Annotated in this window: 19 protein-coding genes; 14 read left to right on the forward strand and 5 right to left on the reverse strand. The window is 66.4% G+C overall.

Annotated features, from left to right (window positions below; genetic code table 11):
• A partial coding sequence (locus VGV41_RS01845) for a threonine synthase (RefSeq protein WP_326861946.1) occupies positions 1-694 on the forward strand: 694 nt, incomplete at its 5' end.
• A gap of 134 nt (positions 695-828) precedes the next feature.
• Here VGV41_RS01845 and hisG read toward each other — a convergent pair.
• Together hisG and VGV41_RS01855 are read right to left on the reverse strand one after the other, a co-directional pair.
• Positions 829-1800, reverse strand: a complete 972-nt coding sequence (gene hisG, locus VGV41_RS01850; protein ID WP_326861947.1) for an ATP phosphoribosyltransferase — start codon at positions 1798-1800, stop codon at positions 829-831.
• On the reverse strand, positions 1797-2948 hold the full coding sequence (locus VGV41_RS01855) for an ATP phosphoribosyltransferase regulatory subunit (RefSeq protein WP_326861948.1): 1152 nt from the start codon (positions 2946-2948) through the stop codon (positions 1797-1799). The genes hisG and VGV41_RS01855 overlap by 4 nt, the downstream gene beginning before the upstream one ends.
• Before the next feature lie 213 nt (positions 2949-3161).
• Here VGV41_RS01855 and VGV41_RS01860 point away from each other — a divergent pair, with 213 nt between their 5' ends.
• Complete coding sequence (locus VGV41_RS01860) at positions 3162-3629, forward strand: nuclear transport factor 2 family protein (RefSeq protein ID WP_326861949.1); 468 nt, start codon at positions 3162-3164, stop codon at positions 3627-3629.
• Between the two features lie 82 nt (positions 3630-3711).
• Positions 3712-4242: a DUF3617 domain-containing protein gene (locus tag VGV41_RS01865; protein ID WP_326861950.1), complete on the forward strand. Its 531-nt coding sequence runs from the start codon at positions 3712-3714 to the stop codon at positions 4240-4242.
• Between the two features lie 106 nt (positions 4243-4348).
• On the opposite strand, the gene hisS is transcribed toward VGV41_RS01865, so the two are convergent.
• Positions 4349-5968 (reverse strand): histidine--tRNA ligase, encoded by a 1620-nt coding sequence (gene hisS, locus VGV41_RS01870; RefSeq protein WP_326861951.1) that lies wholly within the window; start codon positions 5966-5968, stop codon positions 4349-4351.
• Between the two features lie 139 nt (positions 5969-6107).
• Here hisS and VGV41_RS01875 point away from each other — a divergent pair, with 139 nt between their 5' ends.
• From VGV41_RS01875 to VGV41_RS01900, 6 genes are all read left to right on the forward strand, one after another.
• Positions 6108-7436, forward strand: a complete 1329-nt coding sequence (locus VGV41_RS01875; RefSeq protein ID WP_326861952.1) for an aspartate aminotransferase family protein — start codon at positions 6108-6110, stop codon at positions 7434-7436.
• A 124-nt stretch (positions 7437-7560) separates the two neighbouring features.
• On the forward strand, positions 7561-8568 hold the full coding sequence (locus VGV41_RS01880) for an efflux RND transporter periplasmic adaptor subunit (RefSeq protein WP_326861953.1): 1008 nt from the start codon (positions 7561-7563) through the stop codon (positions 8566-8568).
• The gene (locus VGV41_RS01885) at positions 8565-9800 is read left to right on the forward strand and encodes an ABC transporter permease (RefSeq protein WP_326861954.1); all 1236 of its coding nucleotides are present in this window, start codon (positions 8565-8567) and stop codon (positions 9798-9800) included. Before VGV41_RS01880 ends, VGV41_RS01885 begins: the two co-directional genes overlap by 4 nt.
• Positions 9797-10552 (forward strand): ABC transporter ATP-binding protein, encoded by a 756-nt coding sequence (locus tag VGV41_RS01890; RefSeq protein WP_326861955.1) that lies wholly within the window; start codon positions 9797-9799, stop codon positions 10550-10552. Before VGV41_RS01885 ends, VGV41_RS01890 begins: the two co-directional genes overlap by 4 nt.
• Positions 10553-10684: 132 nt before the next feature.
• Complete coding sequence (locus tag VGV41_RS01895; protein ID WP_326861956.1) at positions 10685-10900, forward strand: hypothetical protein; 216 nt, start codon at positions 10685-10687, stop codon at positions 10898-10900.
• Positions 10901-10960: 60 nt separating this feature from the next.
• On the forward strand, positions 10961-11539 hold the full coding sequence (locus VGV41_RS01900; protein WP_326861957.1) for a TMEM175 family protein: 579 nt from the start codon (positions 10961-10963) through the stop codon (positions 11537-11539).
• Between the two features lie 3 nt (positions 11540-11542).
• On the opposite strand, the gene VGV41_RS01905 is transcribed toward VGV41_RS01900, so the two are convergent.
• The gene (locus VGV41_RS01905; protein ID WP_326861958.1) at positions 11543-13051 is read right to left on the reverse strand and encodes a glycosyltransferase family 39 protein; all 1509 of its coding nucleotides are present in this window, start codon (positions 13049-13051) and stop codon (positions 11543-11545) included.
• Between the two features lie 149 nt (positions 13052-13200).
• Between VGV41_RS01905 and VGV41_RS01910 the strand changes: the two genes are divergently transcribed.
• The gene (locus VGV41_RS01910) at positions 13201-14523 is read left to right on the forward strand and encodes an EAL domain-containing protein (RefSeq protein ID WP_326861959.1); all 1323 of its coding nucleotides are present in this window, start codon (positions 13201-13203) and stop codon (positions 14521-14523) included.
• Between the two features lie 40 nt (positions 14524-14563).
• The gene (locus tag VGV41_RS01915; protein ID WP_326861960.1) at positions 14564-15421 is read left to right on the forward strand and encodes a TIGR01459 family HAD-type hydrolase; all 858 of its coding nucleotides are present in this window, start codon (positions 14564-14566) and stop codon (positions 15419-15421) included.
• A 3-nt stretch (positions 15422-15424) separates the two neighbouring features.
• Here VGV41_RS01915 and VGV41_RS01920 read toward each other — a convergent pair whose 3' ends face one another.
• A complete protein-coding gene (locus VGV41_RS01920) occupies positions 15425-15826 on the reverse strand; it encodes a response regulator (protein WP_326861961.1) in 402 nt (133 codons plus the stop codon).
• A 178-nt stretch (positions 15827-16004) separates the two neighbouring features.
• Between VGV41_RS01920 and VGV41_RS01925 the strand changes: the two genes are divergently transcribed.
• Genes VGV41_RS01925 through lspA form a run of 3 tightly spaced genes read left to right on the forward strand, consistent with a single transcriptional unit; the run spans position 16005 to position 20580 of the window.
• Complete coding sequence (locus VGV41_RS01925; protein WP_326861962.1) at positions 16005-16988, forward strand: bifunctional riboflavin kinase/FAD synthetase; 984 nt, start codon at positions 16005-16007, stop codon at positions 16986-16988.
• 50 nt (positions 16989-17038) lie between these two features.
• Positions 17039-20071 carry an isoleucine--tRNA ligase gene (gene ileS / locus VGV41_RS01930; protein WP_326861963.1) on the forward strand — a complete coding sequence of 1011 codons (3033 nt, stop codon included), beginning with the start codon at positions 17039-17041 and terminating at the stop codon, positions 20069-20071.
• Positions 20068-20580, forward strand: coding sequence for a signal peptidase II (lspA, locus tag VGV41_RS01935; protein ID WP_326861964.1), 513 nt, complete (start codon positions 20068-20070; stop codon positions 20578-20580). The genes ileS and lspA overlap by 4 nt, the downstream gene beginning before the upstream one ends.
• Positions 20581-20585: the final 5 nt, after the last annotated feature.

The following is a 20585-nucleotide window of genomic DNA, read 5'->3' on the forward strand; positions in this document are numbered from 1 at the left end:
CGCGAACGTCTACCGCGTCAACGGTCTGATCGACGACTGCGGCAAGATCGTCGGCGAGGGCAAAGCCAAAGTCGGCTGGTTCGACACCTCGACGCTGAAGGAGCCGTACCGCATCGAGGGCAAGAAGACGATGGGCCTCGAGCTCGCCGAGCAGCTCGGCTGGGACGTGCCCGACGCAATCTTCTATCCGACCGGCGGCGGCACCGGCCTGATCGGCATGTGGAAGGCGTTCGACGAGTTGGAGAAGATCGGCTTCATCGGTTCGAAGCGCCCGCGCATGATCGCCGTGCAGGCGGCGGGCTGCGCACCGATGGTCAAGGCCTATGAGGAAGGCAAGGAACACGCGCCGCGCTGGGAGAACGCGCACACCATCGCGTCCGGCATCCGCGTGCCGCAGGCGGTCGGCGATTTCCTCATTCTACGCGCCGTGCGCGAGTCGGGCGGTTTCGCCATTGCTGTGGAGGATCCGGCGATCGAAGTGGCCCTCGACGAGATGGCGCGCGAGGAGGGCTTCCTCTTGTGCCCCGAGGGCGCCGCGACCTACGCCGCCTACAAGCAGGCGCTCGCCGACGGCCGCGTGAAGAAAAGCGACCGCGTCGTGCTGTTCAATTGCGCCAGCGGCTTGAAGTATCCGCTGCCGAAGATCGAGAAGAAACTCGATCGCCACAAGCCGATCGATTACGCGGCGCTGTGATTGTTCATGCCCCGGACGCGACGCAGCACGGAGTGATGCGTCGCGGATCCGGGGCCGTTTCAATCTCTGAATTTGCGACGGTCCCGGTTCTCCAGCGCACCACTCCGTGCTGCGCTGCGCCCCGGACACAAGCCCTACAGCCCCGCTTCGAGCTTCGCGAACAGCGGGTTCTCCTTCGAGAATACGTAATCCAAATCTGCCACTGCGACTGCTTCGGCGCCGCGCTCGCGCAGGAACGTGGTGAGCGCGTAGACTTGCGCCGGCGGGCAGTGCAGCGTCAGCATGCCCGACGATGTCGGGCCGCCGAACGGCGTCTCCACCGCGAAGCGCTCGCGCGCGACGGCGACGAGCGCGGCGTCGCAGGCGGCAAAGCGCGCGCGCACCTCCCGGAACGAACGCGCGCGCTGCTGCGCGGTGATGCGGTCGAGGATGACACGCGCGAGCTCGCGCTGCTCGGGCGTCCACGGCGCCGTGCGCGCCGCGACGAGGTTCGCCTGCGAGCGCAGGATGAGGCCGTCGTCGACGATCTTGAGCGCATTGGCGGACAGCGTCGTGCCGGTCGTGGTGATGTCGACGATCATCTCGGCGGTGCCGGCCGCCGGCGCGCCTTCGGTCGCGCCCGAGCTCTCGACGATGCGATAGTCGATGACGCCGTGCCGCGCGAAGAAGTCGCGCGTGAGATTGATGTACTTCGTCGCGACGCGCATGCGGCGGTCGTGGTGATGGCGGAAGGCGGTGGCGACGTCGTCGACGTCGGCCATCGTGCGCACGTCGATCCAGGCCTGCGGCACCGCGACCACGACGTTGGCAAATCCAAAGCCGAGGCCCTCGATCAGCACCACGCGCTGATCGGCATCGGCGATCTGCTCGCGGATCAGATCCTCGCCGGTGACGCCCATGTGCACGGCGCCCTGCGCAAGTTGCGTGGTGATCTCGGAGGCCGAGAGATAAGCGACCTCGACGCCGTCGAGGCCGGCGACGGCGCCGCGATAGTCGCGCGCGCCGCGCGGCTTCACGAGCTGGAGGCCCGAGCGCGCGAAGAAACCTTCGGCGTTTTCCTGCAGCCGCCCCTTGGCGGGGACGGCGAGAACGAGCGGCGCGCTCATCGGGCGCCTCCATAGACGGCGAGGCGTTCGATCCACACCGCGAAGCCGACGGCGGCGATCGGCTCGGCGCTGCCGAGTCGCGCGAGCAGGCCGTCATAGCGGCCGCCGGCGACCAGCGGATCGCCGGTGCGCGTTGGATCGGTCAGTTCGAAGACGAAGCCGGTGTAGTAGTCGAAGCCGCGGCCGAAGGCGGTCGAGAACGACACGCGCTTCAGGTCGACGCCCTGCGCGGCGAGGAAGCCGGCGCGGCTCTCGAACACGTCGAGGTCGGGGCCGAGCGTCTCGGCCATCCCGGCCTCCGCGGCGAGCGCGCGCAGTTCGGCGGCGGCCTCGTCGGGATCGCCCTTGATGGTGAGGAAGCGCTCGATCAGGCCGCGCACGTCCTTGGGCAGGCGCGTCGAGGCGCCGAGCGCCGACTGCTCGAGGAAGCGGTCGGCGATTTCGGCGACCGAGCGGCCGCCGACGGCGTTGATGCCGGCGATCGACAGGAGGTCGGTGACCAGCGCGTGCGCGCCCTTCGGGTCGGAGCCGGCGAGCGCCGCCAGCACGCCCTGGTATTCCGGGCGGCCATTGGCGCCGCCGAGCGTCAGGCGATTGAGGTCCTGCGCCAGGTTGGCCTTGCGGTTGAAATCCTTCACCAGCCGCCGCTTCCAGGCGGCGGGCAGGTCGAGCGCGGCGATCAGCCCGGAGAACAGGGCGACGTCGCCGATCTGGATGTCGGCCTGGGCGAGGCCGTAATGGGCGGTCGCCTCCAGGCCGAGCGCCAGCATCTCCGCATCGGCGGCAGCCTTGTCCGGCCGCCCGAAGCTTTCGATGCCGGCCTGCAGGAATTCCGCCGGGCCGTCGGTGCGGTGGCGGAAGACCGGGCCGAGATAGGAGAATCCGGCGGGTCGTCCGGCCTGGGGGGAGGCGAGGTAGTCGCGCGAGACGGGAATCGTCAGATCGGGCCGCAGGCAGAAGTCCTCGTCGCCGCCCGGGGCGGCGGTCAGGAACATGCGCTTGCGGATGTCCTCGCCGGAGAGGTCGAGGAAGGGCTCGGCCGGCTGCAGGATGGCGGGCGCGACGCGGGCATAGCCGGCGCGCTGGTAGGAGGCGACCAGAGCCTCCGCCCGCGCGTCCGTTGCCGGCACTGTTTCGCTCGCATCCATCGTCCGTCCTGCCTTTTCGCCCCCGGGGGCGGCCTTTAGCACGTGCCCCTTAAGGTTTCGACCGTGTTCGGTTGCGGGCCTTAACACGGGTCGGCCTCAAATCCTTGACAGCGTTAATGGATTTTTCCGGCCGCAACGGACCGGGTCTCGGTTGTGGGGGTAAGACATTTTCAATGCAGGATGTGCGAAATACCAGGCTGGGGAGAGTTTGGGATGACCCACACCGTGACGCTCGAGACGGCGCAGGCCTTCTACAAGGCCTACGCGGCGCGCGACATCGCCGGTATGGCGGAGTTCATCGCCGATGACGTCGAGTGGACCATCAGCGGTCCGGTCGGGGTGCTGCCGTTCTGCGGCACGCGGCAGGGCAAGAAGGCCGTGCTCGACCTCATCGAAAAAGGAGTGCCCTCGGTATTCCGGGTGGTCAGCTTCGTGCTCGACCAACTCCTGGTCGACGGCGACCGCGTCGCCTCGCTCAACCGGCTGTCCGCCCATGCGCCGGACGGGCGGGTGATCAGCTATCGGCTCGCGCACTTCCTGCGCTTCCGCGACGGCAAGATTGTCGAGAACCTGACACTCATCGACTCCTTCGACGCAGTCGAACAGGTCCTCGGCCATCCGCTGGTGCCCGACTCGCCGCCGCTCGCCGACGCGGACGCAGGCGACGTCGTCGCCATCTGATCTTTTTTAATCGAAGTTCGACAGGGCTGCCGCCGCGGTGCCGGCGGGAGTATCGTGCTGCTCCATCTTAACGGGGGCCGTCATGCGCCGTTTATTGCTTCTGCTCGCGTCGTGTCTCGTCGCGGGGCCGTCGTTCGCGCTCGATCTGCCGACGCGCAAGGCCGGGCTGTGGGAGATGACGATGGATTTCCACAACAGCCGCCTGCCGCATCAGACGATGAGACAATGCACCGACGCCGACAGCGATCGGCTGATGAATATGAACTTCGCCGGCTCGAACGAGCAGGCCTGTTCGAAGAAGGACATCGTCAAGAACGGCAACGGCTACGTCGTCGATTCAATTTGCTCGTTCAGCGGCATAACCACGACCTCGCATGCGGTGGTGGCTGGCTCGTTCGACAGCGCCTATTCGGTGGACGTGACGTCGACGCGCAGCGGCGGTCCGGCGATGCCGGGGCTCGCGGCGAACGGCCAATCGCACATGACGATCACCGCCAAATGGCTCGGCCGATGCGCCGCCGGCGAGAAGCCGGGCGATGTGATCATGTCGAACGGTGTGAAGATGAACGTGATCGATTTGCAGAAGGCGAGGGGACCGGCGCCGAGGCAGTAAAGGAAGTCGGCTGCGACTTGCTCTCCACCGTTCATTCCCGCGAAAGCGGGAATCCAGTTCTGACTCACAACTGGGTCCCCGCTTTCGCGGGGACGAACGGGTGTGATTAGCGTTTGTGCTTCTCGAGGATCTTCCGCACCGCCTCGACGAGCTGCGCCTCCGGCACCGAGAACTGCGCCTCGGCCTGCTTCTTCAGATACTCGTCGCGCTCCTTCGACATGGTCGCGATCTCGGCGCCGACAATCAGGTCCTTGATCAGCACCTCGCCCTTGGCCTTCTCGTCGCCGCCCTGGATGACGACGCAGGGCGCATTGCGCTTGTCGGCGTATTTGAGCTGGTTGCCGATGTTCTTCGGATTACCGAGATAGAGTTCGGCGCGGATGTCGGCGGCGCGCAGGGCCGCTACCATGCGCTGGTAATCGGCGACGCGGTCACGATCGAACACGGTGACGACGACCGGGCCGGGATCCGGCTGCGACGAAATCTTGCCGAGCGCGGTCAGTGCCGCCTGCAAGCGCGACACGCCGATGGAAAAGCCGGTGGCCGGCGCCGGCTGGCCGGAGAAGCGCGAGACGAGGCCGTCATAACGGCCGCCGCCGCCGACCGAGCCGAAGCGGATCGGGCGGCCTTTCTCGTCCGCGATCTCGAACGTCAGTTCAACCTCGAAGACGGGGCCGGTATAGTACTCGAGCCCGCGAACGACAGAAGGATCGATACGGATGCGATCTCGCTTATAGCCGGCTGCCTCCACCAGTGCAGCGATGTCGTCGAGTTCTTGAATCCCTGCGAGCGATGTATTGTTCGCGCCGAAATGCGTTTTTAGCCCGTCAATGACGCCCTTGTTGGTTTCAACAAAGAAAGAAGGCTGACCATCTGGAACGGGAGCAAACTCATGAACCTCGCCCAACTTCCTTCTCTGATCAGCTGTTAGATTTGTGGCGTCTTGAAGTTCGGTGACTTCACCGCTCTGAAGAAGGGCAAACAGCAATACCTTGTCGATTTGCTTTTTCTCCAGTCCCGCTCCTTTCGTGAAATCTCCACTTTCATCCTTGCGTCCCGGGCCTAGCAATTGGCGCACGCCCTCCATTCCTAAGCGATCCAATTTGTCGATCGCACGCAGGACAGTGAGCCGCGTCCCAACATGTTGGTCGCCAGCAAGCCCGATGGATTCAAGGATGCCGTCGAGCACCTTGCGGTTGTTCACCTTCACCACATAGGAGCCGCGCGGCACGCCGAGCGCTTCCATCGTGTCGGCGGCGAGCATGCACAGCTCGGCGTCGGCGGCCATCGTCGGCGCGCCGACCGTATCCGCATCGAACTGCATGAACTGGCGGAAGCGGCCCGGGCCTGGCTTCTCGTTGCGGAAGACCCAGCCGAAGCGATAGCTGCGGTAGGGGAGCACGATGTGCTCGGTGCCGAGGCGCTCGGCGACGTAGCGCGCAAGCGGCGCGGTCAGGTCGTACCGCAGCGACAGCCATTGCTCGTCGTCGTCCTGGAAGGAGAAGACGCCTTCGTTCGGCCGGTCCTGGTCAGGCAGGAACTTCCCGAGCGCGTCGGTATATTCGATGGCCGGCGTCTCCACCGGCTCGAAGCCGTAGCGTTCGAAGGCGAGGCGGATGGTCTCGACCATGCGGCGCGTCGCCGCGATCTCGGCCGGGCCGCGGTCGGCGAGGCCGCGCGGCAGGCGGGCCTTCAGCTTCTGTGGCTTTTTCGATTTTTCGTTCATTTCGAGGGCCTACATAGCAGACGGCCCGGATACGGCAATGTGGGAGGCGTGCAAGCGGGCTTGTCCCCGCCGCCCACCGTCTTAAGAGTACGCGGCAAGCGCCCGGCGTCTGGCCGGGGTGCCGTACAGTGAGGCTCCCATGGCCAAAGTCGCCACCGTCCCCAACGACCTCGATCCCTTCTGGATGCCGTTCACCGCCAACCGCGCCTTCAAGCGCCGGCCGCGGTTGATCTCCGGCGCCAAGGACATGCACTACGTCACCGTCGACGGGCGGCGGGTGCTCGACGGCTCGGCCGGGCTGTGGTGCACCAATGCCGGGCACAACCGCGAGCCGATCGTGCATGCGATCCAGCGCCAGGCGGCGGAGCTCGACTACGCGCCGGCGTTCCAGTTCTCGCATCCGAAGGCGTTCGAGCTCGCCGGCCGCATCGCCGCGCTGGCGCCGGCCGACCTCGATCACGTCTTCTTCTGCAACTCCGGTTCGGAGGCGGTCGACACGGCGCTGAAGATCGCGCTCGCCTATCACAATGTGCGCGGGCAGGGCGGCCGCGTGCGCATGATCGGCCGCGAGCGCGGCTATCACGGCGTCGGCTTCGGCGGCATTGCCGTCGGCGGCATCGTCGCGAACCGCAAGCAGTTCGGCGTACTGGTCGCCGGCGTCGACCATTTGCCGCACACTTATAACCGGGAGAAGCAGGCCTTCTCGATCGGCGAGCCGGAGTGGGGCGCGCATCTCGCCGACAATCTGGAAAATCTCGTCGCGCTGCACGACGCCTCGACCATCGCCGCGGTGATCGTCGAACCGGTTGCCTGCTCGACCGGTGTGCTGCCGCCGCCGAAGGGCTATCTCAAGCGTCTGCGCGAGATCTGCGACAAATACGGCATCCTGCTCATCTTCGACGAGGTCATCACCGGCTTCGGCCGCCTCGGCGCGCCGTTCGCCGCCGACCGCTACGGCGTCATTCCCGACATGATCACCTTCGCCAAGGGAGTCACTTCGGGCTCCGTGCCAATGGGCGGCGTCATCGCCCGCAAGCCGATCTACGAGGCGTTCATGGGCGGGCCCGAGCACGTCATCGAGCTGTTCCACGGCTACACTTACTCGGCGCATCCGCTCGCCTGCGCGGCGGGGCTTGCCACACTCGACCTTTATCGCGACGAGGATCTGTTTGCGCGCGCGCGCAAGATCGAGCCGAAATGGGCGCAGGCCTGCATGTCGATGAAGGGCCTGCCGAACGTGGTCGACATCCGCCAGGAGGGCTTGACCATGGGCCTCGATCTCGCGCCGCGCGCGGATGGTCCCGGCAAGCGTGGCCTGGAGGCGCTCGAGCGCGCCTTCCACGAGTTCGACCTGAGCATGCGCGCGGTCGGCGACACCTTGGCGCTGTCGCCGCCGCTGATCGTGTCGGAAGCGCAGATCGACGAGATCTTCGACAAGGTCGGCAGGATCATCAAAGCGGTGGCGTGATCTTGCTTCCCTCTCCCCGCGAATGCGGGGAGAGGGAACAGCGAACCCCTTGCGTTACATCAAGGTTTTCGATCCGCCACGGCTCTAGTCTCCGCCTCCGTTGAGCGCAATGGGAGACCGACACGTGCCGCGGCGGAATTCCTTCATCGTCTTCGGTTTGCTGCTGCTCGCCATCGCCGGCGGCGCATACTGGCGCTTTGGCCGCGGCCCGCTGGTTACCGCTGTGCCAGCGACGCGCGGCACCGCGGCCGAGATCGTCTATGCCACCGGCGGCGTCGAGCCGGTGCTGTGGGCGAAGGTGGCGAGCGTCGTGCGCGACCGCATCGTCGACATCTGCCGCTGCGAGGGCACGCAGGTCAAAAAAGGCGACGTGCTGGCGCGGCTCGACGATCGGGAAATCGCGGCCGGCCTCAAGGAGCTCAAGGCGCGCGAGCAGTTCCTGTTGAACGAGATGTCGCGCGTCAGCCAGCTCATCGCCAAGGGCGCGGCGACCACGCAGGCCTATGAGCGCGCCGGCATGGACCTGCAGACGGTGCAGGGGCTGATCGCGGTGCAGACCGAGAAGATCGCCGACTACGTCATCCCTTCCCCGATGGACGGCATGGTGCTCCGCCGCGACGGCGAGGTCGGCGAGATCGCCGAGGCCGGGCAGATCCTGTTCCGCGTCGGCGTGCCGACGCCGCTGCAGGTCGTCGCCGAAGTCAACGAAGAGGACATTCCGCGCGTCGCGCTCGGACAGGTCGTGCTGTTTCGCACCGATGCCTTTCCCGGCCGGCGCCTCGAAGGCAAGGTCGGCGAGATCACGCCGATGGGCGATATCAACGCCAAGACGTTCCGTGTGAAGATGGCGTTGCCGGATGACACGCCGCTCAAGCCGGGCATGAGCGTCGAGGCCAATATCGTCACGCGCGAAAAGGAGAATGCGCTGCTGGTGCCGGCCGACGCGGTGCAGGGCAACGCCGTCTTCGTCCTGGACGGCGCGCGCCTGCGCAAGCGCGCGGTGACGATCGGCATCCGCGGCACGCGCACTGTGGAAATTCTCGACGGGCTCAAGGACGGCGAGCGTATCGCCTCGCCGGCGACGGCGAACTTCGCCGATGGCGGCCGCGTGCGCGTGGCGCCGGCGCCATGAACCTCATCTTCGACATCGCCTGGACCCATGTGCGCGCCCGCGTGCGGCAGACCGGCTTCGCCGTGTCCGGCGTCGCCATCGGCGTCGGCTTCTCGATCATGATGGCGTCGCTGATGCAGGGCTCGCAGGACGACTTCACGCGCCGCTTGGTCGATACGCTGCCGAACATTACCGTCTCGGATGAACGTCGCGCGCCGCCGCAGCAGCCGGCGGAACGGCTTTATGGCGCGGTCGAGATTCACGGGCTGACGCCGGAGGCGCGGCGGCCCGGTATCAAGAACCCGCTCGCCACCATGGCGGCGCTGGAGGCCTGGACCCCGGGCCGCATCGCGCCCTCGGTCAAGGTGCAGGCGATCATCCGCTACGCCAATCACGACGTGGCGACGAGCGTCACCGGCATCGACCCGCACCGCGAGGCGCAGGTCTCCGACCTGCCGAGGCAGATGCGCGGCGCGACGCTGCTCGCGCTCTATCGCGCCACCAACGCCATCGTCGTCGGCGACCGTTTGGCCGAGAAGATCGGCGCCCGCATCGGCGCCAACATCACGCTGCAGACCAGCGTCGGCGCGCGCCTGTCGGCGCAGGTCGTCGGTTTCTTCCATTCCGGCGTGCGGCAGATCGACGAGAGCACCGCCTATGTGCTGACCAAGACCGGGCAGATCCTGTCGCAGCAGACGGGGCTCATCAACGAATTGCGGGTGCGGCTCAAGGACCCGTTGCAGGCGCGCGAGGTCGCCGCGCGCATCGAGATCGAGACCGGCTACAAGTCGGTGTCGTGGCAGGAGGCGAACGAGGACCTGCTGTCAACCTTCATCATCCGCAATATCATCATGTTCGCGGTGGTCGGCGCCATCCTGCTGGTGGCGAGCTTCGGCACCTACAACATCATCTCCACGATCACGCACGAGAAGGCGCGCGACATCGCCATCATGAAGTCGCTCGGCTTCGGCGAGGGAACGGTGCGCGCCATCTTTGTCGTGGAAGCCGTGATCATCGGGCTCGCCGGTGCGCTGGTCGGCTTTGCCATCGGCTATGCGCTCTGCCTCGGCTTAGGGGCCATCCGCATCAACAACCCGTTCATCGACAGCGACCGGCTGCCGCTCGTCTATGCGCCGCTGCATTATCTGATGGCCGGTGGCGTGGCGCTCGTCTCCTCGGTCGTTGCCGGCTATCAGCCGGCGCGCAAGGCGGCACGGCAGCATCCGGTCGAGATCATCAGGGGCGCGACATGACGACGCCGCTGATCGAGGCGCGGCATGTCACGCGCATCCTGTCCGGCGTGGTGCCGACCACGCTGGTGCGCGACGTCAGCCTGTCGATCGGCGCGCGCGAATTCGTCGCCATCACCGGCCCGTCCGGCTCCGGCAAGTCGTCGCTGCTCTACCTGCTCGGGCTGCTCGACCTGCCGACCGAAGGCGAGGTGTTGATCAATGGCCGCGCCACCGCGCACATGGACGAGAAAGAACGCGCGCTGACACGGCTGTCGTTCCTCGGCTTCGTCTTCCAGTTCCATTTCCTGCTGCCCGAGTTCACCGTCCTCGACAACGTCAGGCTGCCGATGCGCGCGCTCGGGCAACTGTCGTCCGCTGCAATGCGCGAGCGCGCGGCGCATCTGCTCGACGCCCTCGGTCTCGCCGATCACATGCACAAGCGTCCGGACCAGTTGTCCGGCGGGCAGCGCCAGCGTGTGGCGGTGGCGCGCGCGCTGGCCAACGAGCCGCCGGTCATCCTCGCGGACGAGCCGACCGGCTCGCTCGACTCAAAGGCGAGCGGGCAGGTATTCGATCTTCTGCATGAATTGGTGGAAGAGCACGGCAAGACGGTCGTCGCCGTGACCCACGATATGGGACTTGCCGAGCGCATGCAGCGCCACATCGAATTGCTCGACGGCCGCGTCGTCGCCGACGAAGCGCATGCGAATGTCACGCCGCTGACGGAACCTCGGTCGAATAGCGTGCATAACGCGAGCGATTCCCCATCCTGATACTTACAGTCGCGCCGACTCCACGATCGCGCCGAAGGTCGATTAACCGATTTTGCCGCAGATCGTGTTCCGTGCGGAACGTCATGGCTCCGGCAGCCTTCTGTCCCGCGTGAGGACGAAGGGGAATCAGCAATGCGTCTGGAAAGATTGGCCCAGCTCGACGCGACCATCCGCGAGGCGCTGGCGCGCATCGAACGGCAGCGCACGTTTGTCGCCGACTTCCACGAGCGCGGCTATGACATGCGCGCGCCGCTGTCGCTGCTGTCGTGCCTGCTGGTCAATCTGCGCCGCCTCGAGGACGAACGGCGCGCGGTCGCCAGGATGATCGACGACGTGGTGCCGGTCTAGCGGCTATATCTGCCCTACCGGCCGGTGCATAATGCGCTTCCTGCGACGGGGGAGGCGCGCTTGGGCAAGGACCGGCTGGCGGCGTTCAGCGACGGCGTCATCGCCATCATCATCACCATCATGGTGCTGGAACTGAAGCTGCCGGACGACGGCGGCCTCGGCGCGCTCGCCGCCATCGCGCCGAGCTTTCTCGCCTATGTGCTGAGCTTCATCTACCTGGCGATCTACTGGAACAATCACCATCACATGCTGCACACGGTGAGCCGCGTCGACGGCCTCATCCTGTGGGCGAATTCGCATCTGCTGTTCTGGCTGTCGCTCATTCCGGCGGCGACCGGCTGGCTCGGCCGCAATTTCCTCGCGCCGGTGCCGATCGCCGTCTATGGCGTGACGCTGCTGATGCCGGCGATCGCCTATGTCCTGCTGCAGAAGGCCATCATCCACCGCCAGGGCGCGCACTCGGTGCTGGCCAGCGCGATCGGCAACGATCTCAAGGGCAAGATCTCGCCGCTGCTGTACATCAGCGGCATCGCTCTGGCGTTTTTCCAGCCGTGGCTGTCGATTACGCTCTACGTGCTGGTCGCGGCGATCTGGCTGGTGCCGGACCGTCGCATCGAACGGGTGATCGGCGAGAGTTGAGCTTCACTTCTGCGGCGGCACGATCGCCCAGCCGGCCTCGATCGGCTTCGTGCTGTGCCGGTAATGCAGTTCGAGCGGCGGCTGCACCTGCGCGTTCGGCGCCAGCGCGTGCAATTCCGCCGGCACCGCATTGCGGTCGCCGTCGGTCCACACCACCACGGCGCCGCTGCGCTTGAGGTCATTGAGGTCGATCCATGGCGCGCGCGCCGGATTGCCGTCGATCAGCACGCGCGGCTGGTCGGGCGAGTAATGCGCGACGTTGCCGCCGTCCCACATGCTGCCGATGACATATTTGAGCGGCGCGCCGGTCTTGGCGTGCCAGTCGCGCGTGATGTCGCGGCCGAGCGTGCCGCCGGGGAAGAACACGGCGCGGTAGCGATGATCGAAGCGCGGCAGGATGTCGTAATTGGCGACGAAGGCCAGCGCCAAGCACGCGAACACGATCGCCCAGGTGAGCACGATGCGGGAGAGCCGCGGCAGATCGAGCTTGCGTTGCGCGATGAGCACGAGCCAGACGCCGAGGAACAGCCACAGCGGATAGCCCCACATCGCCACGGCGCCGCGGCCGCTGACGATGCCCATCAGCAGCACGGTGACGATGGGGCCGAAGGCGAGCCAGGTGACGATACGCAAATCGAAGGCGTCGGCCGAAGCCATCGCGCGCGGCTCGCTCGCGGCGCGCTTCGGGATGAACAACGGGCCGGCGATGAGCAGCGACGGGATGAGGAAGAACAGCTGGCTGATGCCGAACTCGAACGGATGCCAGAGATGATCGTACCAGCCGCGCGACAGCACGGCGCGGTGTTCGGCATAGGCGAAGGGCAGGAAGTCGGTCCGGAACAGCCAGACGACATGCGGCGCCGTGACGATGAGCGCGACGGCGATCGCCACGTAAGGGCCGGGCGTCGCGAGGCATTTCCGTGCATCGCGATCGACGAGCGCCAAGGCGACCATCGGCGCCACCAGCACCACGACGAAATATTTCGCCCACAGCGACATGCCGACGGCGAGGCCAAGCAGCAGCCAGTCGCTTATGCGCCGGTCGCGCAAACCCCGGTGCAGCGCGAACCCGGCGAGTGCCCAGAACGGCAGTTGGACGACGTCGTGGTTGAACTTGGCCGCGGTGTAGTTGACGTAGTGCAGGCCGTCGAGGATCAGCACCGCGACCAGCGCGCCGACCCCGCCGAGCAGAGGTCTGGCCGCGGCGTAAATGAGGGCGAAGGCGGCGCAGACCGAGAGCTCCGCCAGCAGGTAATAGGCGAAGTCGTGACCGGCCAACCGGTAGGCGATCTCCACCAGCCACCAGGGCAGGGGCGGAAGCTTGTCGTAGCCCAACTGCCATTCGCGCCCGTACATCAGCGCCTCGATCAGGTCGAGGGGCAGGTTGGCGTAGAGCAGGGCGGGCAGGACCGTCCACACCAGCGCATGCAGGGCCAGAAAGGCGGCCAAAGCCTGCCCGGGGGCCTCAGTCACCCAGGCGGCGAGGCGAAAGGCGCGCGACTTCGGTTCCAACGGGCAAGTTCCTGCGAATAAAGGACGATCGGTCCTTACCATAGCAGGACTTCGGTGTTGCGCGGACCTGCCGGCTCATGGACATTGGAACAGGAAGCGCGAATCATTAAGCCGGTTCGCGCCTGCCGCGCGGGGGTCTTCGAAGGGCAATGCGCCGTCTCAGCGCCATCTTCATCGCTGTCTGCATGGTGATCATCGCGGGCTCGCTCGGCGCCGTGCTGTTCCTGGCGTTCAAGCTCGACGCCCGCACATCGGCCATCGTCGCCCTCGGCGCGCTGATGGCCATGGCGCTCTACAATACGATCTCGAACCGGCTGCGCGACCGCGGCGATCTCGGCGATCAGATCGCCGACCCGTCACGCGGTACCGGCGATCTCGCCCGCCAGGTCGCGGAGCTCGGCCGCCGGCTGAACGCGGTCGAGACCAGCGTCAGCAATACGGTGTCGCGCGCGCGCGGCGCCGTCGATCCCCTCGCCGCCGAGATCGGCGAACTCGGCACGCTCGTGCGCCAGGTCGCCGACAGCGTCGCGGCACACGACGCGGTGCTGCGCCAGAGCGTCGCGCCGGCGCGGCTCGCGCCGATGGCATCCGTCGCCACGATGGCGCCGGCCGACGCGCCTTTGGCGCTGAGTGAAAGCGACGCCGTGTCGGCGCCGAATCCGCTGCGCGCGCTCGGCCGCGACGCGGCGGTCGACCTGATCACCGAGGCGATCGATGCGCATCGTGTCGATCTCTATCTGCAGCCGATCGTGACGTTGCCGCAGCGCAAGGTGCGCTATTACGAGGCGATCTCGCGCCTGCGCACGGCCGACGGCGCCATCGTACCCGCCAGCGAATTCGTCGAGGCGGCCGAGGCCGCCGGCCTGATGCCGAAGATCGACAATCTGCTCCTGTTCCGCGCCGTGCAGGTGGTGCGCCGGCTGCAGCTCAAGAGCCGGGACGTCGGCGTCTTCTGCAACGTCAGCCCGTCGACGCTGATCGATCCGGCGCAATTCCGCCAGTTCCTCGACTTCGTCGACGCCAACCGCGCGCTGGCCGACGCACTGATCTTCGAGTTCAAGCAGAACGCCTGGCGCAATTTCGGTCCGATCGAGCAGGAGAGCCTGTCGGCGCTCGCCGAGCGCGGCTTCCGCTTCTCGATGGACCACATCTTGGATTTGCGCATGGAGCCGCGCGAACTCTCCGAGCGTTCGTTCCGCTTCCTCAAGGTGCCGGCGAAGCTCCTGCTCAACAAGGCGGCCGGCGCGCAGAGCGACATTCACCCCGAGGATCTCGCCGACCTGCTGGCGCGCTCGGGCATCGACCTGATCGCCGAGCGCATCGAGAACGAAAGCACGGTGCTCGACCTGCTCGATTACGACGTGCGCTTCGGTCAGGGCTTCCTGTTCTCGGCGCCGCGCCCGGTTCGCCCCGAGGCGCTCAGCGCCGGCGACGTCCGTCCGGAACTGGCCACAGCCACGCCCGCGGCCTGACTTCCACCTCCGTGCATTTGATGGCATACGTCCGGCCATCATGCCGCCGCTGATCCCGCATTTCTCCGCTCTGGCCGCCGATTACGACGTCTTTCTCTGCGACGTCTGGGGCGTCGTGCACAACGGCGTTACCGCATGGCCGGAAGCCTGCGATGCGCTGATGCGCGCCCGCGCCAAAGGGGCGAGCGTTGTCTTCATCACCAATTCGCCGCGGCCGAGCGAGCAGGTCGGCCGTCAACTCGCGCGGCTGCATGTGCCGCGCGAGACCTATGACGCGATGGTCTCGTCCGGCGACGTCACCCGCGCGGTGATCAAGGCGCGGCCGCGTCAGACGCTGTTTCATCTCGGGCCGGAGCGGGACGCCTCCGTGTTCGCCGGTCTCGATGTCCGTTTGCAGCCGCTCGAAACCGCCGACTATGTCGTCTGCACCGGGCTTGTCGACGACGAGAGCGAGACGCCGCAGGACTATCGCGCCACGCTCGAGCGCATGCTCGCGCGCAAGCTGTTCATGGTCTGCGGCAACCCGGACGTGGTGGTCGAGCGCGGCGACAAGCTCGTCTACTGCGCCGGCGCGCTCGCCGACGCCTACCAGACCATGGGCGGCGAGGTGCTCTATGCCGGCAAGCCGTACAAGCCGATCTACGAAATGGCGTTGCGGCTGGCGGCGACGGCGGCGGGGCGCGAGGCCGGCTTTAATCGCGTGCTGGCGATCGGCGATTCGGTGCGCACCGACCTCAAGGGCGCGCGCACCATGGGCATCGATTTCCTGTTCATCACCTCCGGCATCCACGCCGAGGAGGTGGGCGGACGCGAGCGCCCCGACGCCACCGCGCTCGGCAGCGTCTTCGCCGCCGCCGGCGACATGCCGAAGGCGGTCATGCGGCAGTTAATGTGGTGAGGCTCACGCCGCCGGGGCGGAGACGTCCGGGAAGATCGCTTCGATCTTGTTGCGCAGGGTCTGCGCATTGAACGGCTTGACGATATAGTTGGAGACGCCGGCCTTTTTGGCGGCGATGACGTTCTCGGTCTTCGACTCGGCCGTCACCATGATGAAGGGCAGCGCCGCGAGCTCGGGATCGCCGCGCACCTCCTGCAGCAGGTCGTAGCCGCTCATCGGCTCCATGTTCCAGTCGGAGATGACGAGGCCGTATTTCTGCTTGCGAAGCTTGGCGAGCGCGGCCGAGCCGTCGGCCGCGTCGTCGACATTGTCGAAACCGAGCTGCTTGAGCAGGTTGCGAATGATGCGGATCATGGTGCTGTAGTCGTCCACGACCAGCACGGACATCGACAGGTCGACAGCCATACGCCTTCGCCCCTCCAAGAGGCACTCCGCAGATGCCGGACCCTAGCATCGGCGCTTGAACAACTTGTTAAACCGTTTGTTAACCGCGCCTTTACCGTAGAAACCCGCTATGTCAGGCGCTTGACGGGCGCGTGTCGGCGCGATTGAACGTGCACCCCATGACCTCTTCCGGACGTCGATGACCGAATTACGACAGACATTCGCGGTGGCGCGAGGCGACGCTCGCGCCCTCGAGGCCGGCCGCTTGGCCGGCTGTGTCGTGGCCATCGGCAACTTCGACGGTGTGCACCGCGGCCACCGCTCGGTGATCGCGGCGGCGCTCGCGCGCGCCCGCGCCCTTGGCCGGCCGGCGGCGGCGCTGACCTTCGATCCGCATCCGCGCGCCTTTTTCCGGCCCGATCTGCCCCTGTTCCGGCTGTCGAGCGAGCGCGACAAGTTGCGGCTGCTGGCCGCCGAGGGGCTGGACGGTGCCGTGATCCTGCGCTTCGACGCGGCGCTCGCCGCCACCTCGGCGCAGGAGTTCATCGAGCGTATCCTCGTCGGCCGGCTGGGGATCGCCGGGGCGGCGATCGGCTTCGATTTCCACTTCGGCAAGGATCGCCAGGGGTCGCCTGCCTATCTGGCCGGGCAGGGGGAGCGGCTCGGCTTCGCCGTCGATATCGTGCCGCCGCTCGAGGACGAGGGTCGGCCGGTCTCCTCCGGCGCGGTGCGCGAGGCGCTGGTGGCCGGCAAGGTGGTGGAGGCCACGGAACTGCTCGGGGCGCCCTGGTTCATCTCCGGCCCGGTGATCCACGGCGAGAAGCGTGGACGGGATCTCGGGTTTCCCACGGCCAATGTGCGGCCCGATCCGTCCTGCGCGCTCAAGCACGGCATTTACGCCGTGCGGGTAGCGGTCGACGGCCGCCTGATGGACGGCGTCGCCAGCTTCGGGCGTAGACCCATGTTCGACAACGGCGCGCCGCTGCTCGAAGTGTTCCTGTTCGACTTCTCCGGCGATCTCTACGGCAAGACCATGGATGTCGCCTTCATCGGCTGGATCCGCGGCGAGGAGAAGTTCGCGTCGATCGAACTGCTGCAGCGGCAGATGGACGACGACGCGGCGCAGGCCAAGGCCGTACTCGCCCGCGCGCCGGGCGCATTTCCGGCGCTGGGTGCGATTTGAGGCCGGAATCCCGCCTTTCCCGCCTGAAACCGCCCTGCTAAAAGCCCGCTATGTCCAAGCCCGAACGCGATTATTCCGAGACCCTGTTCCTGCCGCAGACGGATTTCCCGATGCGCGCCGGCCTGCCGCAGAAGGAGCCCGAGCTCCTCAAGCGCTGGCAGGACACCGACCTCTACAAGCAGCTTCGCGCGGAGGCCAAGGGCCGCGCCAAGTTCGTGCTGCACGACGGTCCGCCCTACGCCAACGGCAACATCCATATCGGGCACGCGCTCAACAAGATCCTCAAGGACGTGGTGACGCGCAGCCAGCAGATGCTCGGCTACGATTCCAATTACGTGCCGGGCTGGGACTGCCACGGCCTGCCGATCGAGTGGAAGATCGAGGAAGAGAATTACCGCTCCAAGAACAAGGGCAAGCCGAACTTCTCGACGCCGGAAGCCATGGTCACCTTCCGCCAGGAGTGCCGCGCCTATGCGCAGCACTGGCTCAACGTGCAGCGCGAGGAGTTCATCAGGCTCGGCGTCGAGGGCGACTGGCAGCATCCGTACACGACGATGAGCTTTCCGGCCGAGGCGCAGATCGCGCGCGAATTGATGAAGTTCGCGGCCAACGGGACGTTATATCGCGGCTCCAAGCCGGTGATGTGGTCGGTGGTGGAGAAGACCGCGCTCGCCGAGGCCGAGGTCGAGTACGAGGATTACACCTCGGATACGGTGTGGGTGAAGTTTCCGGTCGTGCCGTCGAAGGATGGCGTTTACCCCGGTGTTCACCGAGAGCCTGGAGAGAAGTCCACCGCGAAGGACGTGATAGATTTGCTGATGCGGTCGTCAGTAGTGATCTGGACCACCACTCCTTGGACTCTTCCTGGAAATCGAGCCGTCGCGCTTTCGCCGAAAATCAATTACGCGATTTATGAGGTGACCGCCGCCCCCGAAAACAACTGGGCAAAGACTGGCGATCTGTTTGTGCTTTCGAAATCGCTTGCCGAAAGCGTGATGAAGACGGCGAAAGTAGACGCGTTCGAATTAAAGGTCGACTTGAGGCCCGTGGATTTAGTGTCGGCTATTTGTGCGCATCCGCTGCGGGGTAAGGGGTATGATTTCGACGTGCCCCTGTTGTATGGCGATCATGTTACCGATGATACAGGAACGGGATTTGTTCATACTGCGCCGGGACATGGTCGTGAAGACTTTGAGCTCTGGACGTCGGCACAGACACAGTCCTATCTGTCGACGCGCGGCATCAACCCCGCCATCCCCTACACCGTCGACGAAAACGGCGCGCTGACCGAAGCCGCGCCCGGCTTCGAGGGCAAGCGCGTCATCAACGACAAGGGCGAGAAGGGCGACGCCAACGAGGCGGTGATCAAGGCGCTGATCGCGGCGGGCATGCTCATCGCGCGCAGCCGCCTCAAGCACCAGTATCCGCATTCGTGGCGCTCGAAGAAGCCGATCATCTTCCGCAACACGCCGCAGTGGTTCATCGCCATGGACAAGGGCATCGACAAGCCCGGCGATACGTTGCGCGCGCGCGCCTTGAAGGCGATCTCGGTGACGCGCTGGGTGCCGCCGCAAGGCGAGAACCGCATCACCGGCATGATTTCGCAGCGCCCCGACTGGGTGATCTCGCGCCAGCGCGCCTGGGGCGTGCCGATCGCGGTGTTCATCAAGGAGAACGCGGACGGTTCGGTCGAGATCCTGCAGGACCCGGACGTCGAGGTGCGCATCGTCGAGGCCTTCGAGGCCGAAGGCGCCGACGCCTGGTACAAGGAAGGCGCGCGCGAGCGCTTTCTCGGCAAACTCGCCAACGAAGGCTGGCAGAAGGTCGACGACATCCTCGACGTCTGGTTCGACTCCGGCTCGACGCACGCATTCGTGCTCGAGGACCCGGAGCATTTCCCGTCGCTCGCCGGTATCAAGCGCAAGGTCGACGGCGGCCAGGACACGGTGATGTACCTGGAAGGCTCCGACCAGCATCGCGGCTGGTTTCATTCGTCGCTGCTCGAATCGTGCGGCACGCGCGGCCGCGCGCCGTTCGACGTCGTGCTGACGCACGGCTTCGTGCTCGACGAGAACGGGCGCAAGATGTCGAAGTCGCTCGGCAACGTCACCGCGCCGCAGGACGTGATCAAGCAGTCCGGCGCCGACATCCTGCGCATGTGGGTCTGCGCCTCCGACTACGCCGACGACCTGCGCATCGGGCCGGAGATCCTCAAGACCACGGTCGAGACCTATCGCAAGCTGCGCAATACCGTGCGCTGGATGCTCGGCAACCTCGCGCACTTCAGCGAGGAAGACCGCGTCAAGGTCGAGAAGATGCCGGAGCTCGAGCGGCTGATGCTGCACCGGCTCGCCGAGCTCGACGAGCTGGTGCGCAAGGCCTACGCGGATTTCGACTACAAACGCATCTTCGCCGCGCTGTCCGCTTTCATGACCGCCGACCTGTCGGCGTTCTACTTCGACATCCGCAAGGACACGCTCTACTGCGAGCCGATCTCGTCGCTGAAGCGCAAGGCCTGCCTCACCGTGCTCGATCATCTGTTCCGCTGCACGGTGGTCTGGCTGGCGCCGATGCTCTGCTTCACCGCCGAGGAATCGTGGCTGTCGCGCTACGGCAACGATGCCAAGTCGGTGCATCTGGAGACTTTCCCCGAGGTGCCGGCGGCGTGGCGCGACGACAGACTCGCCGACAAGTGGCGCAAGGTGCGTACCGTGCGCCGCGTCGTCACCGGTGCGCTGGAGATCGAGCGCGCGCAGAAACGCATCGGCTCGTCGCTCGAGGCCCATCCGATCGTGCACGTGTCGAATCCGGAGCTCGCCGAGACGGTGCTCGACGTCGATCTCGCCGAAGTCTGCATCACCTCCGCCCTGACGCTCGTCGAGGACGAAGGCCCGGCCGATGCCTTCCGCATGCCGGACGTGTCGGGCGTCGCCGTGCTGCCGAACCTCGCGGAAGGCACGAAGTGCGCGCGCTCGTGGCGCGTGCTCAACACCATCGGCGCCGACCCCGACTATCCGGACGTCTCTCCGCGCGACGCGCAGGCGCTGCGCGAATGGGACGCGCTGCGCAAGGCAGCGGAATGACGGCACTGGCCCGGTCCGCCGCCGTTCGCCTCGGCGCAGTCACGGCGGTCATCGCCTGCGCCGCCGATCAGGCGAGCAAAGTCTATCTGCTGTTCCTCTACCAGCTGCCGCAGCACGCGCCGCTGCGGCTCGGGCCGTTGTTCGATTTCGTCTTCGTGCGCAACCGCGGCATCAGCTACGGCCTGTTCCAGACGCAGGGCGAGCTCGGGCAGTGGCTTCTGCTCGGCTTCAAGGTCGCGGCCGTCATCGCGCTCGGCGCCTGGCTCCTCAACGCGCGCGACCGGTTCACCGCGCTGTCGCTCGGCCTGATCATCGGCGGCGCCATCGGCAATGCCATCGACCGGGTCGCCTATGGCTGGGTGTTCGACTTCGTCTTCTTCCACATCCACACCGCCGGCTGGCGATTCGACTGGTACGTGTTCAATCTCGCCGACGTGGCCATCGTTGCCGGTGTCATCGGCCTGCTGTATGAAAGCCTCTTCGCCGGTCGCGCCGCAAAAGCGCCCTGATCCGC

The sequence above is a fragment of the Pseudolabrys sp. genome (genome assembly GCF_035943735.1).
In the GTDB taxonomy this organism is placed as follows: Bacteria; Pseudomonadota; Alphaproteobacteria; order Rhizobiales; family Xanthobacteraceae; genus Pseudolabrys.

What these genes read in the sequence shown, in the direction of transcription:
- hisG (WP_326861947.1), bottom strand. Translation starts at nt 1,800, where the DNA reads ATGAGCGCGCCGCTCGTTCTCGCCGTCCCCGCCAAGGGGCGGCTGCAG.
- VGV41_RS01855 (WP_326861948.1), bottom strand. Translation starts at nt 2,948, where the DNA reads ATGGATGCGAGCGAAACAGTGCCGGCAACGGACGCGCGGGCGGAGGCT.
- VGV41_RS01860 (WP_326861949.1), top strand. Translation starts at nt 3,162, where the DNA reads ATGACCCACACCGTGACGCTCGAGACGGCGCAGGCCTTCTACAAGGCC.
- VGV41_RS01865 (WP_326861950.1), top strand. Translation starts at nt 3,712, where the DNA reads ATGCGCCGTTTATTGCTTCTGCTCGCGTCGTGTCTCGTCGCGGGGCCG.
- hisS (WP_326861951.1), bottom strand. Translation starts at nt 5,968, where the DNA reads ATGAACGAAAAATCGAAAAAGCCACAGAAGCTGAAGGCCCGCCTGCCG.
- VGV41_RS01875 (WP_326861952.1), top strand. Translation starts at nt 6,108, where the DNA reads ATGGCCAAAGTCGCCACCGTCCCCAACGACCTCGATCCCTTCTGGATG.
- VGV41_RS01885 (WP_326861954.1), top strand. Translation starts at nt 8,565, where the DNA reads ATGAACCTCATCTTCGACATCGCCTGGACCCATGTGCGCGCCCGCGTG.
- VGV41_RS01890 (WP_326861955.1), top strand. Translation starts at nt 9,797, where the DNA reads ATGACGACGCCGCTGATCGAGGCGCGGCATGTCACGCGCATCCTGTCC.
- VGV41_RS01895 (WP_326861956.1), top strand. Translation starts at nt 10,685, where the DNA reads ATGCGTCTGGAAAGATTGGCCCAGCTCGACGCGACCATCCGCGAGGCG.
- VGV41_RS01910 (WP_326861959.1), top strand. Translation starts at nt 13,201, where the DNA reads ATGCGCCGTCTCAGCGCCATCTTCATCGCTGTCTGCATGGTGATCATC.
- VGV41_RS01915 (WP_326861960.1), top strand. Translation starts at nt 14,564, where the DNA reads ATGCCGCCGCTGATCCCGCATTTCTCCGCTCTGGCCGCCGATTACGAC.
- VGV41_RS01920 (WP_326861961.1), bottom strand. Translation starts at nt 15,826, where the DNA reads ATGGCTGTCGACCTGTCGATGTCCGTGCTGGTCGTGGACGACTACAGC.
- VGV41_RS01925 (WP_326861962.1), top strand. Translation starts at nt 16,005, where the DNA reads ATGACCGAATTACGACAGACATTCGCGGTGGCGCGAGGCGACGCTCGC.
- ileS (WP_326861963.1), top strand. Translation starts at nt 17,039, where the DNA reads ATGTCCAAGCCCGAACGCGATTATTCCGAGACCCTGTTCCTGCCGCAG.
- lspA (WP_326861964.1), top strand. Translation starts at nt 20,068, where the DNA reads ATGACGGCACTGGCCCGGTCCGCCGCCGTTCGCCTCGGCGCAGTCACG.